We start from the raw sequence: 14,814 nt of genomic DNA, 5'->3' as shown, positions 1-14,814 counted from the left end.
GATTTTATATTTCAAATTTGAAGTTTAAAATTTATCCGATGCGGTTTTTTTGGATATAAACTTAAATTTCTAAATTTGCATGAACTTAGGCTTATTAAATTTAACCTTTATAAAGCAAAATTTCTAAATAAAATTAGTCAAATTTAGCTTGTTGTTTTGTTTTGATGCTTAAATTTAAAGCCAAAATTTATCTGCTATGACCATTTTTGCTAGGCAAAATATCTAAACTAAAAAAATTTACAATGGCTATGACTTGTTAATTTTTAAATTTGCCCTTTTGGACAAAATTTCTAAATAAAAGTAGTCAAAATTTAGATAGGTGTTTTTGTTTTTATGTTTAAAGCTTGAAGTCTTAAATTTATCCGCCATGGCTTTTTGGATATGGGCTTAAATTTCTAAATTTGCATGAGTTTGGGCTTATTAAATTTAAAATTTATTCTTGTGCGTAAAGCCAAATTTAGACCAAAATTTAACTATATAGACTTTATATTTAAAAAATCTCCAAGCCCAAAAAAGCTTGGAGATTGAGTTTTAGCAAGAGAAGCAAGTCTTAAACTCATAAGCGGTTGGACGTGCTTCGTAAGGCCAAACCTGAGTTTCAAATTTCATGTGTTGATAAGTGTCGATGAAAAGATCGCTCATTATCGGTTTTAGGTATTCGTTATCGCGGATAAGCGCTTCAAGGCTGCCACGAAGTGTGTGTGGGAGCTGCTCGATGCCGCGCTCTCTGATCTCATCTAGGTGAAGTTTAAATAAATTTTCATCCATCGGACCAACTGGCTCGTATTTGTTTTTAACGCCGTCAAGGCCCGCCATTAGCATCGCTGAGAAGGCTAGATAAGGGTTTGCTGTGCTATCTGGAAATCTCATCTCAGCTCTAACTGACTTCTCGCCAGCTCCGTAAGGTATGCGGATGCTCGCTGAGCGGTTTTGGCTCGAGTAGGTGAGGATAGATGGCGCTTCAAAGCCTGGGATTAGGCGTTTGTAGCTGTTTGTGCTTGGGTTTGTGAAGGCTGCAACGCTTCTTGCGTGTTTTAAAACACCGCCGATGTAGTGCCTTGCAAAGTCACTTAAATTTGCGTAGTTGCCCTCTTTGTAGAATAAATTTTTACCATCTTTCCAGACTGATTGATGCACGTGCATGCCGCTGCCGTTGTCGCCATAAAGCGGTTTCGGCATAAATGTAACTGTCTTGCCATTTAGGTGAGCGACCATGCGAACGACGTATTTGTAAATTTGAACGTTGTCAGCAGCCTCGACTAAGTTGCCAAATTTCACGCCGATCTCGCCTTGACCTTGTGCGACTTCGTGGTGTCCTAAAAATACTTCAAGGCCAACTTGCTCTAAAACCTGCATCATTTCAGCTCTTAGATCGACCATGCTGTCGATTGGCTGAGTCATCAAGTAGCCGCCTTTTCTGCGTGGGCGGTGACCTGTGTTGTAGCTATCTTTAAAGTCCGCAGCGTCGTTCCACTCGCCTTCTTCGCTATCTACTTGATACATCGCGCAGTTTGGGCTGTCGATGATTTTGACGTTGTCAAATACAAAAAATTCATTCTCAGGGCCAAAATATGCCTCGTCGCCAAGCCCACTATCTTTTACATATTGCATCGCTCTTTTTGCGATCGAGCGAGGGCATTTTTCATAAATTTGACCTTTATAAATGTCGTAGATATCGCAAAAAACAACGACTGTGATGTCAGAGGTAAATGGGTCCAAAAACGCAGATGTCGCTTCTGGCTTCATTATCATATCGCTTTTGTCGATAGGCTGCCAGCCGTTCATCGAGCTAGCGTCCATTGGGATGCCGTTTGTGAAATTCTCTTTTGTAACAGCTTTTATGTTATAGCTTATGCTGTGCCAAGCGCCGTTTAGATCAGTAAATCTAAAATCTACAAATTTAACTTCATTTTCTTTGCAAAAATCAAAAAAATGATCGATGTTTTGGACAAATTTTCCCATTTTTTATCTCCTTCTGGTTTTTAATTTTCGTATTGTATCACAAAATTTTATATTTAAGATTATTTTTATATTTTATTTGACCCCAAACTAAAATTTTACTAATTTTCTATCTCTGTTTTTAAATATCGCACACTTTGAATATCCCAAATTTCTAGCTATCTGCTCGCAAATTTCACCGTTTTTACCGATGTCTTCTTTGGCATGAGCGTCTGAGCCAAAGGTGATAGTGATGTCATTTTCGGCGATTAGCTCTAGTAAATTTACGCTTGGATATTGCTCGCCGATAGGCTTTCTAAAGCCAGCTGCGTTTATCTCGACTACCAAATTTGCCTCTTTTATCGCTTTTACCGCGTTTTTGGCTAGAATCCTGACATCTTTTTTGGGTAAAAATTTAAATAGCTTTAAAAGATCGATGTGCCCCATGATGTCAAATTTACCAAGCCTAGCCGATCTTTCTATGTGGTCAAAATACTCCTGCCAAATTTGATCCAAGTCTTTGCCCTTGTAACCGCCGATAAATTCAGGGTTGTCAAACGCCCAGCCGTTAAAAAAATGCACAGAGCCTATTAGATAATCAACCTTTCTAGCAAAAACTCGCTCGTCCATAAAGCCATCTAAAAAGTCCATCTCATAGCCAAGTAAAATTTCTATCTCACCGCTAAATTCGTCTCTTAAACGTAAAATTTCGTCTTCGTAGCTTTGCATATCCTCAAATTTCATTCTATAAGCTTCATCGTAGTTCATCGGCGCGTGATCGCTAAAGCCAAAGTATTTTGTGCCAGCTTTTATGGCGCATCTCACAAATTCTAGCGGTTCGCCAACTGCGTGGTTGCAAAGAGGTGTGTGGTTGTGAAGATCGACGGTCATTTTTAACCTTTTAAAGTCGTTTATTTTTCAAAAATGCTACCTAAAATTTGATAAATTTAAAGATAAACGCATACTTTTTAAACTTTCTTTTTATTTAAATCCTATATAATCAAGGCAAATTTTATTAGGAGCTTTTATGACCCAAGAGGAACTTGACGCGCTTATGGCGGGCGGATTAGAGGATGATTTAGGTGATACTAAAGATGCCAGCCAAGAGGTCGCGGACGTCAAAGAGGAAACAGACGAGGTAGCAGAAGTTGCAGAGGCAATGAGTGCTAAAGCAGATGAGCCACAACCAAAAGCAGAGAGCAGCTCAAAGCAGCAAGAGAACTACAGAGTGAGCGCGGACGGCGTTTGGCCACCGCCACCACCAACTGAAGACCATAAAATGGTGCACCAGCTTGACGATGTGACAAGAGATAGCGAAGAGAAAGCTACTCAGATGTTTGACAAGCTTGAGACGATAAATAACTTTTTTATGGACGCTGAGAGCGACTCAAATAGTCTAAAAGACGCGATAAACTCAAACGTTGAGCTATTTACGACGCTAAGTGAGAAATTTCCAAATATTGCCGCATTTAGCGAGGCTTTAGAGAAAAACAACTCGCTTCTTGGCACGATCGATAATATCATCGGAAATTTACAAATGGGACAAGATGAGATCATGATGGCTATGGATATGATGCAGTATCAAGACATCCACAGACAAAAGATCGAGCGTGTTATCAACGTTATGAGGGCGCTTAGCAAATATATGAATACATTGTTTGAAGGTCGTATCGATGATGATAAGCGTGTTGGTTCAGCTGTTCATATCGCTGGTGATACAACGACTGAAAACCTTGTCAGCAACGACGACATCGAAGCCTTGATAGAAAGTCTAGGTAAAAAATAGTGCTAAAAAGGCCTGAGCTTTTATCTCCAGCTGGAAATTTAACAAAACTTAAAATCGCCCTTGAATATGGAGCCGACGCTGTTTATGGCTCGGTGGCTAGCTTTTCGCTAAGGACTAGATCAGCAAGGGAGTTTAACCTTGAGACCTTCAAAGAGGCGATAGACTACACACATGAAAAGGGAAAGAAATTTTATGCGACCATAAATGCCTTCCCTTTTAACTCTCAGATAGAGCCGCTAAAAAGGCACTTGCAAACCATCTCAGCGATGAAGCCAGATGCCTTTATCATCGCAACTCCAGGCGTCATGAGCCTAGCAAAAGAGATCGCTCCAGATATCGAGATACACCTCTCAACTCAGGCAAACGTTATGAACGTTTTGGACGCTAAAATTTATCACGACATGGGCGCAAAACGCATCGTCGTGGCACGCGAGATGAATTTAAAAGATGTTATAAAGATAAAAGAGGAAATTCCAACCCTTGACATTGAAATTTTCGTCCATGGCTCGATGTGCTTTGCCTACTCTGGCAGGTGCCTAGTAAGCTCAGTGCAAAGCGGACGTATGTCAAACCGCGGCAGCTGTGCAAACGACTGCAGGTTTAAGTATGAACTCTACGCCAAAAACGAAGAGAGCGGCGTGCTTTTTCGCTTAGAAGAGGACGAAAACGGCACTCATATCATGAACTCAAAGGATCTTTGCCTCATCTCACACATCAAAGAGATCGTTGATAGCGGTGTTATTGATAGCTTTAAGATAGAGGGCCGCACAAAGAGCGAGTACTACGCAGCCTGCACGGCAAGAGCCTATAAAATGGCGATAGATGATGCCTTAAATGATAAATTTGACGCGCAAATTTATGAAAATGAGATAAATACGCTGAAAAATCGCGGCTTTACGGATGGCTATTTGGTGCATAGACCTTATGAGCGAATTGATACGCAAAATCACACGAGCAGCCTAGAAGAGGGCACTCATCAGGTAAATGCCATAAGTGAAGATGGCGAGTTTTTTAAGTGCAAGTATAAAATCGTCCCAGATAAGGGCTATGAGATAGTGGCACCAACTGGCTCACACATAGATGATAGTGAGAATGAAATCTCAAAGGTCTATTCGCAAGATGGCAAGAAATTTATCAAATTTAAGCAGCTCGTCACCAAAAAAGGCAAGGTCATGAGCGAAATTCACAGCGGCAATGAAAATGAGATAAACCTTGGCGTTAAGCTGCCAAAATTTAGTTTTTTAAGGGAGAAGATATGAAATTTGTTTCTATTATAATGGGAAGTAAAAGCGACTATGAGATCGTTAGCGAAGCGGCAAAGACTCTGGAGAAATTTGGCGTAAAATATGAACTGATAATCAGCTCAGCCCACAGAAGCCCAAAAAGAACTAGCGAGTATGTCGCAAATGCCGAGAAAAAGGGCGCAAAAGTCTTCATCGCAGCTGCTGGCATGGCGGCCCACCTAGCTGGAGCAATCGCTGCAAATACAACAAAACCAGTGATCGGCATACCAATGGCAGGATCAGCTTTAAGCGGCGTTGATGCACTTTACTCAACTGTGCAAATGCCAAGTGGCATGCCAGTGGCAACCTTAGCCATCGGCAAGGCTGGCGCGATAAATGCAGCCTATCTTGCGGTGCAAATTTTAGCCCTTGAAGATGAGGGGCTAGCAAGCACGCTAAAGGCCGACAGAGAGGCAAAGATAAAGGCTTTAGAGGAAGACTCTTCAAAGGTTGAAGTGATACTATAAAAGGAGAAGCGGTGCAGACCTATCTTGGAGTTGATGAATTTTGCAAACTTGTGCACTTGGAGCGCGAAGTTATCGAGGATATGATAAATCGTGGCGTTTTAAAAACCAAAGAGGAAAATGGAGAAATTTTGATAGAAGCGAGCGAGGGAACGATGAGTGTGGTGCCTAGTGTTTCGCAAAATTTATCTTTGCAGCCGCAAAGCCAAGATGGTTTTAGCTTTGTCGAAAAGACGATTGGCACGATACTAAATTTACACGAAAAGGTGCTTGACGCAAAAGATGAGACGCTTGAGACCTTAAGAAATGAGAATAAATTTTTAAAAGAGGCGCTCATTTCGATGCAAGAGCTCTATGACGAAGATAGAAAAACGGTCGAGACGCTTACAAAACAGCTTAAAATTTCACAAGATGAAGTTGAATTTTTAAAACGAAAATACAAGCTCATGTGGAACCAAGCGGTTGAAAATTTTAACGGACAAAAGTAGTTTATGAAGATTATAAATTTAGAAAATAGCTTTGAAATTTATGGAGTAAAAACTCGTACTAAAAATAAAGACGAGATAGGCGGTGAGGGTAAAATTCCAGCTTTATGGTCTAAATTTATGAGTGAATACTATGATGGCAAGAGTGAAATTTATAGTGTTTACTGTAACTACGAAAGTGATTTTAATGGACATTACGATAACTTCATCGGCACAATATCACGCCAAAAAGATAGTGAAAATTTAAATATACAAAGCGGAAAGTACGCTCTTTTTAGCTTTGCAAATGAGCCACAAAATGTTGCAAAATTTTGGGATGAAATTTGGAGATATTTTGAAAGTAGCGAGCTAGAAAGAACTTATAAAACAGACTTTGAAAAATACCTAAAAAATAAAATAGAAATTTATATATCAATAAAATAAAAGGCAAAAAATGACATTTTCACAAATAATACTAACGCTTCAAAACTATTGGCAAGAGCAAGGCTGCGTCATACTTCAGCCATACGACATGCCAGCAGGTGCGGGCACATATCACCAAGCGACATTTTTAAGAAGCCTTGGACCAAAGCCATGGGCGACCGCATACGTAGCTCCAAGCCGCCGTCCGACTGATGGCAGATACGGCGAAAACCCAAACCGCCTTGGCGCTTACTATCAGTTTCAAGTGCTCATAAAACCAAGCCCAGAAAATATCCAAGAGCTTTATCTAAAAAGCCTTGAAAGACTTGGTCTAAATTTGAAAAATCACGACATCCGATTTGTCGAAGACAACTGGGAGAGCCCTACACTTGGCGCTTGGGGGCTTGGCTGGGAGGTCTGGCTAGACGGCATGGAGGTGACGCAATTTACCTATTTTCAACAAGTTGGCGGCATCGCATGCGAGCTGATCTCTGGCGAGATAACATACGGTCTTGAGCGCTTAGCTATGTATTTGCAAGATGTAAATAGCGTCTATGACATCGTTTGGGATGACTCTAATGGCAACATCGTAACCTACGCCGACGTGCATAAACAAGGCGAGTATGAGTGGAGCAAATATAACTTTGAAGTGGCAAATATTGATATGCTTTTTAACCAGTTTGAAAACGCATTTGGCGAGTGCAAACGCTGTTTGGAGGCCAAAATTTCACTGCCAGCTTACGACTACTGCATGCTTGCAGCTCATACATTTAACGTCCTTGACGCGCGCGGGGCGATCAGCGTTACGCAAAGACAAGACTATATTTTAAAAATTCGCGAGCTAGCAAAAGAGTGCGCGCTAACATATAAAGAGAGCTTAGAGCAAAAGTAAAATTTGATGAAAATAGCTGAAATTTATAAAATCTTAGATGAAATTTGCCCATTTGCGAGCCAAGAGTCTTGGGACAATAGCGGCCTGCAAGTTGGCTCATTTGATAGCGAATTTGAGCGAATTTATCTAAGCCTTGATCTAGATAGCGAGCTTTTGCAAAATGTCTTGCCAAACTCGCTCATCATCACCCACCATCCGCTCATTTTTAAAGGGCTAAAGAGCCTAGACTACAGCCTCTATCCAAGCTCGCTCATAAGAGAGATGATGATAAAAAATATCTCGCTCATCTCGCTTCACACAAATGCCGACCTTGCATTTTTAAATGAAAAATTTGTGACACAGGTTTTGGGGCTTGAAATTTCAAGCAAAGAGGGCTTTTTGATCTACGCTGATGTGAAGATGAAATTTAGCGAGCTTTGCAAATTTGTAAAAGAAAAACTTGGGCTTGAAAATTTAAGAGCAGTTTATGCAAAAGATGAAATTTCTAAAATTTGCATCTGCACTGGAAGCGGCGCAGATCTCATGCAAGATGTCAAAGCAGACGCTTTTTTGACAGGCGATCTAAAGTATCACCAAGCCCTTTACGCAAAGGAAAATGGACTAAATTTGATCGACATAAACCACTATGAAAGCGAGCGTTATTTTAGTGATTTTTTAGCAAAATATTTGCAAAATCTAAAAATTGAAGTTATAATAAGCAATTCTAAAAACCCATTTACATATTGCTAACAAAAAAGGAAACATTATGAATAAATATTTGCAACAATTAGTTGAATTATCTGATCTTGACAGACAAATAGATGGTTTCACGCCGCGCATACAAGAAGTAGAAAAAGCCTATAAAAGCATAGAAGAAGAGTGTGAAACTATAGCGGTTAATGTAGAAAGACTTGACGAAGAGGTAAATGATCTAAAATCACAAAAATCAGGCACAAACGCTCACATCGCAGAATTTAGCGCAAAGATCAAAGATGTAGCTAAAAAAAGCTCAAGCGCAAAAAGCGAAAAAGAGATAAAAGCTCTAGGTCTTGAAGAAGATATCGCAAAAGAGCAGCTTGAAGCAGCAAACGAAGAGATCGCTAGACTTGAAAAACTAATAGACAATAAAAATGCTCAAAAAGATGAGCTAAATGCCAAAAAAACAGAGCTTGAGGGGAATTTAGAAAAGATAAAAAGTGAGGTTTCATCTGAGCTTGAAAAGATCGAAAAAGAGCGCAAAGAGGTTTATGCTAAAAAAGATAAACTTGTCGCTGCGATGAACCAAAAAATCCTAGCATTTTACGAAAAGATCAGAAAATGGGCTCACAACACAGCCGTTGTGCCTGTTAAAAAACAAGCTTGTTATGGCTGCTTTATGCAGATAAATGATAAAACTTTCTCTGCGGTTGTAAAAGGCGAAGATATCGTTACTTGCCCGCATTGTGGCAGAATTTTGTATAAACAAGAGCAATAACACGTTTCGTGATAATAATATATTATTTTTTAGCCTCAATACTCTACTTTTTTGGGGCTATTTTTCTACTTTTATTAAGTTTTAAAAAAAAATACCATAGATCAATCCCAGCACGTTTTTTTCTATTTAATAACCCTAAATTTAAAGATGCAGATGTGCATTTTCACGCTTGCTCGTTTGGCGAGGTGCAAGCGCTTAAACCATTAATGCAAAAATTTGACAGCAAGGCCATAAGTGTGGTGACAAATACGGGCTTTGAAGCGGCAAGCAAAATTTGTGCTAACACAAGATTTTTGCCATTTGAAATTTTCTTGCCATTTTGGCTAAAAAAGAGCAAAATTTTAGTCATTTTTGAGGCTGAGCTTTGGCTTATGCTAGTTTTCATGGCAAAGCTAAAAGGCAGCCGCGTGATCCTTATAAACGCTAGAATTTCAGATAGAAGCTATAAAAGCTACTTAAAATTTGGCTTTTTTTACAGATATCTTTTTAAATTTATAGATAAAATTTACGCCCAAAGCGAGCTTGATAAAGAGCGGCTAAAGTCGCTTGGAGCAGGTGAAATAGGGGTCGTTGGCAACATAAAAGCCGCGTTTTTGCCAAGTGTAAGCAAAATTTATGAAAAGCCAAAAGCTAGAGTGATCGTGCTAGCAAGCACACATGCGGGCGAAGAAGAGATGATTTTAGATAATTTAAATTTAAAAGAAAACGATCTTTTAATCATCGCACCACGCCACCCTGAGAGATTTGCAGAGGTTGAAAAGATTGCAGGCGATTACGCTAAAAAGCATGATTTTAGCTTTGCTAAATTTAGCCAAAGGCATAAATTTGACGCTAAAGTAAATTTGCTTGATACTTTAGGCGAGCTTGTAAATGTCTATGCTATTAGCGATATAGTCGTGCTTGGTGGCAGTTTTGTGCCAAATATCGGCGGGCACAATCCAATCGAGTGCGCGCAATTTAACCCAGTGATCATTAGCGGCGAGTTTATATTTAACCAAAAGGCGTTATTTGGCCTAGTTGAAAACATCTACATCGCAAAGGCTAGCGAGATCGGCGACATAATAGATAGTGACGCCAAAAAGAGCAAGATCGCCGTGCAGGCCAGCGCTGATGCGATCATAGAAGATATAAGGAGCACTTTATGAGTGAAGAAAAAGCGTATAAAATTTTAGCCAAACAAAAAAATATCTCAAACAACGAGGCAAAGGAGCTAATCGACAGCGGGCTAGTCTATGCCAAGGGGCAAAAGGTGATGATCGCTCGTGCGCTAATGAGCGAAAATACTAAATTTAACGTCGAAGAGATGCCAAAGCCAAGCGTTATCTTTGAAGATGAAAATTTAATAGCCATTAATAAACCAGCTGCCATAACTAGCGAAAAAATCAGCCAAATTTATAAATTTCCACTCCTTCACAGGCTCGATAAAGACACAAGCGGCGTGCTGCTTCTTGTGAAAAATGACGAATTTGCGAGCCTTGCCATAAATGAGTTTAAAAAGATGAAGGTTGAGAAAAATTACGTGGCCGCAGTTAGGGGCATCATGAGCGAGGAGGTGGTCGTAAATGAGCCGATCCTAACGATAAAAAATAAAAATGGCGCCTTTTCAAAGATATCAAAAGATGGCAAAGAGGCGATCAGTGAAATTTCACCGCTCATGGTTGTGGGTAAAAAAACGCTTGTAAAAGTTGCCATAAAAACAGGCAGGACGCACCAGATAAGAGTGCATTTGGTTAGTTTAAATTTACCTATCGTTGGCGATGAAAAATACGGCAAAAATAGGGCAAATAGAATGTTCTTGCATGCCTATTCTATCGCTCTTTTAGACTATAAATTTAAAGCGCCGATCCCAAAAGAATTTAACTCTCTTGGATTTGAGCTATCTAATAAATTTGAAATTTAAAGAGCAATAAAGAAATTATTTAGTAATATACGCCCTTTAATAACAACTTACGAAAGGTGATTAGTGTTCGAACAAATTAGCGAGTCTTTTAGATTAGCCGTTAGCAAGATACGTTTTGTAGATGACGAAAAAGCTCTAAAAAACGCACTTGACGTGCTCAAAAAAGCTCTTTTAAAAGCTGATGTTCACCACAAAGTCACCAAAGATCTACTTGCGTCTATCGAAAGCGAGCTAAAGCAAACTGGCGTTGGCCAAAAGAATTTCCTAGATGCGATCAAGTCAAATTTAACGACTATCTTAACAGCTCCTGGTAACCAAGGCTTTGTCTATGCACCAGTTGCACCGACCATTGTTTTGATGGCTGGCTTGCAAGGTAGCGGTAAAACTACGACAACTATCAAGCTTGCAAACTATCTAAAACTAAGAAAGAAAAAAGTTTTAGTTGCAGCCTGCGACTTGCAAAGATTGGCTGCAGTTGAGCAGCTAAGACAGCTTTGCGTTGCAAATGAGATAGATCTTTTTTATATAGAAAATGAAAATAATCCTATAAAAGTAGCAAAAGAGGCTCTAGAAAAAGCAAAAAGCGGCCTTTATGACGTGCTTTTAGTGGATACCGCTGGTCGTCTTGCGATCGATGAAAAGTTGATGCAAGAGATAAAAGATGTAAAAAATGCGATAAATCCACATGAAATTTTCTATGTAGCTGACGCTATGAGCGGACAAGATGCTGTAAAAACAGCTACAAGTTTTAATGAAATTTTGGGAATTTCTGGAGTTATCCTTTCTAAATTTGACTCTGACTCAAAGGGCGGCGTAGCTATTAGCATCGCAAAACAGCTAAACATCCCACTTAGATTTGTCGGTACTGGCGAAAAAGTAGCTGATATCGAGAGCTTTATACCAGACCGTATCGTAAGCCGTATAATGGGCGAGGGCGACCTAGCTACTTTGGTTGAGAAAACATCGACTATTATCGATGAAAAAGAGGCGAAACGTCTAAATCAAAAGATAAAAAAAGGTCAGTTTAACTTTAACGACTTTTTAGATCAAATGGAAAGCGTTAAAAAGCTTGGTAGCATGAAGTCTTTGATGGGTATGATACCTGGACTTTCAAATATTGCAAATCAGATAAAAGATATAGACCTTGATAATTCAAAAGAAATTTTGCATATTAAGGCTATGATAAACTCTATGACGCAAAAAGAGCGTGAAAATCCAGACCTTTTAAACAATAGTAGAAAAAGACGTTTGGCAGCTGGCTCTGGACTATCTCAAGTAGAGGTAAATCGCTTTTTAAAGCAGTTTGAAAATGCCTCAAAGCTTGCTAAGAAATTTTCGGGAAAAGGCGGAGCAAAAGGACTTGCAAATATGCTTTCACAAGCAAATTTAAAAAGACCTGTTTGATAAAAGGGTTTAAATTTGGATATTTGTTATCTAAATTTAAGCTTTATTTAAAAACAAGAGGAGAATATAATATGGCAACAGTAGTAAGACTAACAAGAATGGGACGTAAAAAAAGACCTTTTTATCGTATAGTTGTTACAGATAGCAGAAAAAGACGCGACAGCGGTTGGATAGAGAGCATTGGTTATTACAACCCTATGGTTGAGCCAAATGTTATAAATTTCGACAAAGAGAGATTGGATTACTGGAAAAGCGTCGGTGCTAAACTTAGCGACAGAGTTGCGCAAATTACAAAATAATGGTTGAAAATTTTTTATACGAATACGCCAAGCTGATAGCTGATTTTCCTGAAAAGGTGACTATTGAGCGTCAAGAGCTTGGTGAAAATTTTGTCGAGATCATTATAAGTGCTGATAAGGTTGATACTGGAAAGCTTATTGGCAAAGACGGCAAAATGATAAATGCTATAAAGACCGTTATTATTGGCTGTAAAGCCAAAGACAATACAAGTTATAGAGTAACGGTAAAAGCTATTGAATAGTGATATTGTTGAAGTCGCTACCATCGGGAGATGTGTTGGTTTAAAGGGCTATTTAAAGCTTCATAACAAGAGCGACTTCCCAGAGCAATTTAAAAAAGGTGCAACCTTTTTTGATAAAAACGATGATCAGCTCATCATAAAAGATTATAACAGACAAAAAGAGCTGGTTTTGTTTGAAAAATTTGATGACTTAGACCTTGCTAAAACACTCGTAAATAGAACTATCTATACCACAAAAGAGCTTACTAGAAAAAACTGCAAACTAAAAAAAGATGAATTTTTTCAGTTTGATATCATTGGTTTAAAAGTTGTAGAAAACGGCGAAATTTTAGGTATCGTAGAAGATATCCAAGATAATTTTGCAAATTCACTTTTATACATAAAAACTGATGAAGAGCTTATCGCAGCTGGCAAACCAAAGAATTTCTACATTCCATATTTGGAGCGTTTTATCGAAAGCGTAAATTTGGATAGTAGAGAGATTTTAGTAAAAGGTACTAGAGATATCTTAGAAAATTCATGAAATTTACTTTTATTACACTTTTTGAAAATTTAGTCAAACCTTACTTTTGTGATTCTATTTTAAAACGTGCAATTAGCAATAAATTTATTGAAATTGATTTCATAAATCCAAGAAATTTTACCAACGATAAGCACAATAAAGTTGATGATTATATGATCGGAGGTGGAGCAGGGCTTTTGATGTTTCCGCAGCCTTTAGATGAGTCGATCAAATTTCTAAAAGAAAAAGATAAAAATGCCCATGTTATTTTTTTGACGCCAGCTGGTAAAAAATTTAGTCAAAATGACGCGAAAAGGCTCTCTAAAAAAGATCATATTTGCTTTGTTTGTAGTAGATACGAAGGGCTTGACGAGAGGGTTGTTGAGCTTTGGGCGGACGAAGTTTTTTGTATAGGTGATTTTATTTTAACTGGCGGAGAGCTGCCTGCACTTTGTATGAGTGACGCGATATCAAGAAATGTACCTGGTGTTTTAGGAAACGACATGAGCCTTGAAGTGGAGAGTTTTGAAGATAATTTGCTTGAAGCCCCATCTTTTACAAAACCTGATAATTTTAAATCCCTCTTTGTGGTTTCAGAGTTTTTAAAGGGTAATCATGCTAAAATCCACAACTTAAAAAACAAGATGGCTCACTGCAAAACAAGGTACTTTCGCCCTGATTTATATCAAAAGCTAAAGCCACATAAATAAGGAAAAACATGAGAAATAAATACATTGAAGCGTTTGAAAATGCTCAAATTGCTGGTAAGAATATCCCTGACTTCCGTGCAGGAGATACATTGCGTGTGGCTACTCGTATTCACGAGGGAGACAAAACGAGAATTCAAAATTTTGAAGGCATTTGTATAGCTAGACGTGGTAGCGGTACTGGTGAAACATTTATCATCAGAAAAATCGGTGCTAATAGTGTTGGTGTTGAGAGAATTTTCCCAATATTTAGCGATTCTATCGAAGAGATAAAGGTTCTTAGAAAAGGTCGTGTTAGAAGAGCTAAGCTATTCTATCTACGCGAACTACGCGGTAAGGCAGCTAAGATCCGCGAACTTAGAAAATAAAACTTTTTCCCTGAAATTTTCAGGGACTCTCTCCTATAAACTATATTTAAAATCATTTTTATATTACTTCATATTTATACTTCATTAATCACTCTTTGCTAGAATTTTACCTCAAATTTACTTTTAAGGAATGGAAATGAAAAAAATTTTGATTTCACTTGCAGCTATTGCGTCTTTGGCTATGGCAGCAATCAATCTAAACACAGCTACAAAAGAGGAACTTATGAGTCTTGATGGTATCGGCAGTGCAAAAGCAGATGCTATCATCGAGTATAGAAAAGCAAATAAATTTAACTCAATCGACGATCTCAAAAATGTAAACGGCATCGGCGATAAAACTTTTGATAACCTAAAAGGTGAAATTTCTACTACTGGCAAGAGCGAAATAAGCGAAAAAGCAAAAGCTGGTAAGAAGAAAATGGATGAGGCAAAAGACGAGATGAAAGAAAAAATCTCTGATAAAAAAGATAAATTTAAAAAGAAAGCTTCTAAAACTAAAGAAGAGCTAACTTCTAGTAAAGAAGATGAAGCTAGTGTAAGCGAAAAAGCAAAAGAAGAAAAAGATAAAGCTGCTGATAAAATAAAAGATAAGAAAGAAAAAGCGGTTTCAAAAGCTAAATCTAAAAAAGAAAAACTTAAAGAAAAACTAGAGAAATAAAATATTTTAAGGCCTGCTGTCTTTTACAAGT

General features: G+C 38.4%; 19 protein-coding genes. 17 read left to right on the top strand and 2 right to left on the bottom strand.

Features of this window, described 5'->3' with window-relative positions:
* Window positions 1–531 precede the first annotated feature (531 nt).
* Both glnA and F3G91_RS02075 read right to left on the bottom strand, forming a co-directional pair.
* Complete coding sequence (gene glnA, locus F3G91_RS02080) at window positions 532–1,962, bottom strand: type I glutamate--ammonia ligase (protein WP_009294014.1); 1,431 nt, start codon at window positions 1,960–1,962, stop codon at window positions 532–534.
* Window positions 1,963–2,049: 87 nt separating this feature from the next.
* Window positions 2,050–2,829, bottom strand: a complete 780-nt coding sequence (locus F3G91_RS02075) for a histidinol-phosphatase (RefSeq protein ID WP_149700537.1) — start codon at window positions 2,827–2,829, stop codon at window positions 2,050–2,052.
* A 136-nt stretch (window positions 2,830–2,965) separates the two neighbouring features.
* On the opposite strand from F3G91_RS02075, the gene F3G91_RS02070 reads away from it, so the two are divergent.
* From F3G91_RS02070 to F3G91_RS10680, 17 genes are all read left to right on the top strand, one after another.
* Window positions 2,966–3,724: a chemotaxis protein gene (locus tag F3G91_RS02070; RefSeq protein ID WP_103650666.1), complete on the top strand. Its 759-nt coding sequence runs from the start codon at window positions 2,966–2,968 to the stop codon at window positions 3,722–3,724.
* Window positions 3,724–4,983, top strand: coding sequence for a peptidase U32 family protein (locus tag F3G91_RS02065; protein WP_149700536.1), 1,260 nt, complete (start codon window positions 3,724–3,726; stop codon window positions 4,981–4,983). The genes F3G91_RS02070 and F3G91_RS02065 overlap by 1 nt, the downstream gene beginning before the upstream one ends.
* Complete coding sequence (purE, locus tag F3G91_RS02060; protein ID WP_149700535.1) at window positions 4,980–5,474, top strand: 5-(carboxyamino)imidazole ribonucleotide mutase; 495 nt, start codon at window positions 4,980–4,982, stop codon at window positions 5,472–5,474. Before F3G91_RS02065 ends, purE begins: the two co-directional genes overlap by 4 nt.
* 11 nt (window positions 5,475–5,485) lie before the next feature.
* Window positions 5,486–5,959 carry a DUF3972 domain-containing protein gene (locus tag F3G91_RS02055; RefSeq protein WP_002942132.1) on the top strand — a complete coding sequence of 158 codons (474 nt, stop codon included), beginning with the start codon at window positions 5,486–5,488 and terminating at the stop codon, window positions 5,957–5,959.
* Between the two features lie 3 nt (window positions 5,960–5,962).
* Window positions 5,963–6,379, top strand: coding sequence for a GyrI-like domain-containing protein (locus tag F3G91_RS02050; RefSeq protein ID WP_149700534.1), 417 nt, complete (start codon window positions 5,963–5,965; stop codon window positions 6,377–6,379).
* 10 nt (window positions 6,380–6,389) lie between these two features.
* Window positions 6,390–7,250, top strand: coding sequence for a glycine--tRNA ligase subunit alpha (gene glyQ, locus F3G91_RS02045; RefSeq protein WP_149700533.1), 861 nt, complete (start codon window positions 6,390–6,392; stop codon window positions 7,248–7,250).
* A gap of 6 nt (window positions 7,251–7,256) precedes the next feature.
* Window positions 7,257–7,979, top strand: a complete 723-nt coding sequence (locus F3G91_RS02040) for a Nif3-like dinuclear metal center hexameric protein (protein ID WP_002942106.1) — start codon at window positions 7,257–7,259, stop codon at window positions 7,977–7,979.
* A gap of 16 nt (window positions 7,980–7,995) precedes the next feature.
* Window positions 7,996–8,703 carry a zinc ribbon domain-containing protein gene (locus F3G91_RS02035; protein ID WP_149700532.1) on the top strand — a complete coding sequence of 236 codons (708 nt, stop codon included), beginning with the start codon at window positions 7,996–7,998 and terminating at the stop codon, window positions 8,701–8,703.
* A gap of 8 nt (window positions 8,704–8,711) precedes the next feature.
* Window positions 8,712–9,848, top strand: coding sequence for a lipid IV(A) 3-deoxy-D-manno-octulosonic acid transferase (gene waaA, locus F3G91_RS02030; RefSeq protein ID WP_149700531.1), 1,137 nt, complete (start codon window positions 8,712–8,714; stop codon window positions 9,846–9,848).
* Window positions 9,845–10,603, top strand: coding sequence for an RluA family pseudouridine synthase (locus F3G91_RS02025; RefSeq protein WP_149700530.1), 759 nt, complete (start codon window positions 9,845–9,847; stop codon window positions 10,601–10,603). Before waaA ends, F3G91_RS02025 begins: the two co-directional genes overlap by 4 nt.
* Window positions 10,604–10,666: 63 nt before the next feature.
* Window positions 10,667–12,007 carry a signal recognition particle protein gene (gene ffh / locus F3G91_RS02020; protein ID WP_021085569.1) on the top strand — a complete coding sequence of 447 codons (1,341 nt, stop codon included), beginning with the start codon at window positions 10,667–10,669 and terminating at the stop codon, window positions 12,005–12,007.
* A gap of 71 nt (window positions 12,008–12,078) precedes the next feature.
* The gene (gene rpsP / locus F3G91_RS02015) at window positions 12,079–12,306 is read left to right on the top strand and encodes a 30S ribosomal protein S16 (RefSeq protein ID WP_021089583.1); all 228 of its coding nucleotides are present in this window, start codon (window positions 12,079–12,081) and stop codon (window positions 12,304–12,306) included.
* Window positions 12,306–12,548, top strand: coding sequence for a KH domain-containing protein (locus F3G91_RS02010; protein ID WP_009293991.1), 243 nt, complete (start codon window positions 12,306–12,308; stop codon window positions 12,546–12,548). Before rpsP ends, F3G91_RS02010 begins: the two co-directional genes overlap by 1 nt.
* Window positions 12,541–13,071, top strand: a complete 531-nt coding sequence (gene rimM / locus F3G91_RS02005; RefSeq protein ID WP_149700529.1) for a ribosome maturation factor RimM — start codon at window positions 12,541–12,543, stop codon at window positions 13,069–13,071. Before F3G91_RS02010 ends, rimM begins: the two co-directional genes overlap by 8 nt.
* On the top strand, window positions 13,068–13,760 hold the full coding sequence (gene trmD, locus F3G91_RS02000; RefSeq protein WP_103568231.1) for a tRNA (guanosine(37)-N1)-methyltransferase TrmD: 693 nt from the start codon (window positions 13,068–13,070) through the stop codon (window positions 13,758–13,760). Before rimM ends, trmD begins: the two co-directional genes overlap by 4 nt.
* Window positions 13,761–13,768: 8 nt before the next feature.
* The gene (gene rplS / locus F3G91_RS01995; protein ID WP_002941851.1) at window positions 13,769–14,125 is read left to right on the top strand and encodes a 50S ribosomal protein L19; all 357 of its coding nucleotides are present in this window, start codon (window positions 13,769–13,771) and stop codon (window positions 14,123–14,125) included.
* A 136-nt stretch (window positions 14,126–14,261) separates the two neighbouring features.
* Complete coding sequence (locus F3G91_RS10680) at window positions 14,262–14,783, top strand: ComEA family DNA-binding protein (protein ID WP_149700528.1); 522 nt, start codon at window positions 14,262–14,264, stop codon at window positions 14,781–14,783.
* Window positions 14,784–14,814: the final 31 nt, after the last annotated feature.

Origin of the sequence: Campylobacter concisus (assembly GCF_902460715.1) — a bacterium.
GTDB classification, from domain to species: Bacteria; Campylobacterota; Campylobacteria; order Campylobacterales; family Campylobacteraceae; genus Campylobacter_A; species Campylobacter_A concisus_AK.
The sequence above is the reverse complement of the archived record's forward strand: the minus strand, read 5'-3'. Positions and strand labels throughout refer to the sequence as shown.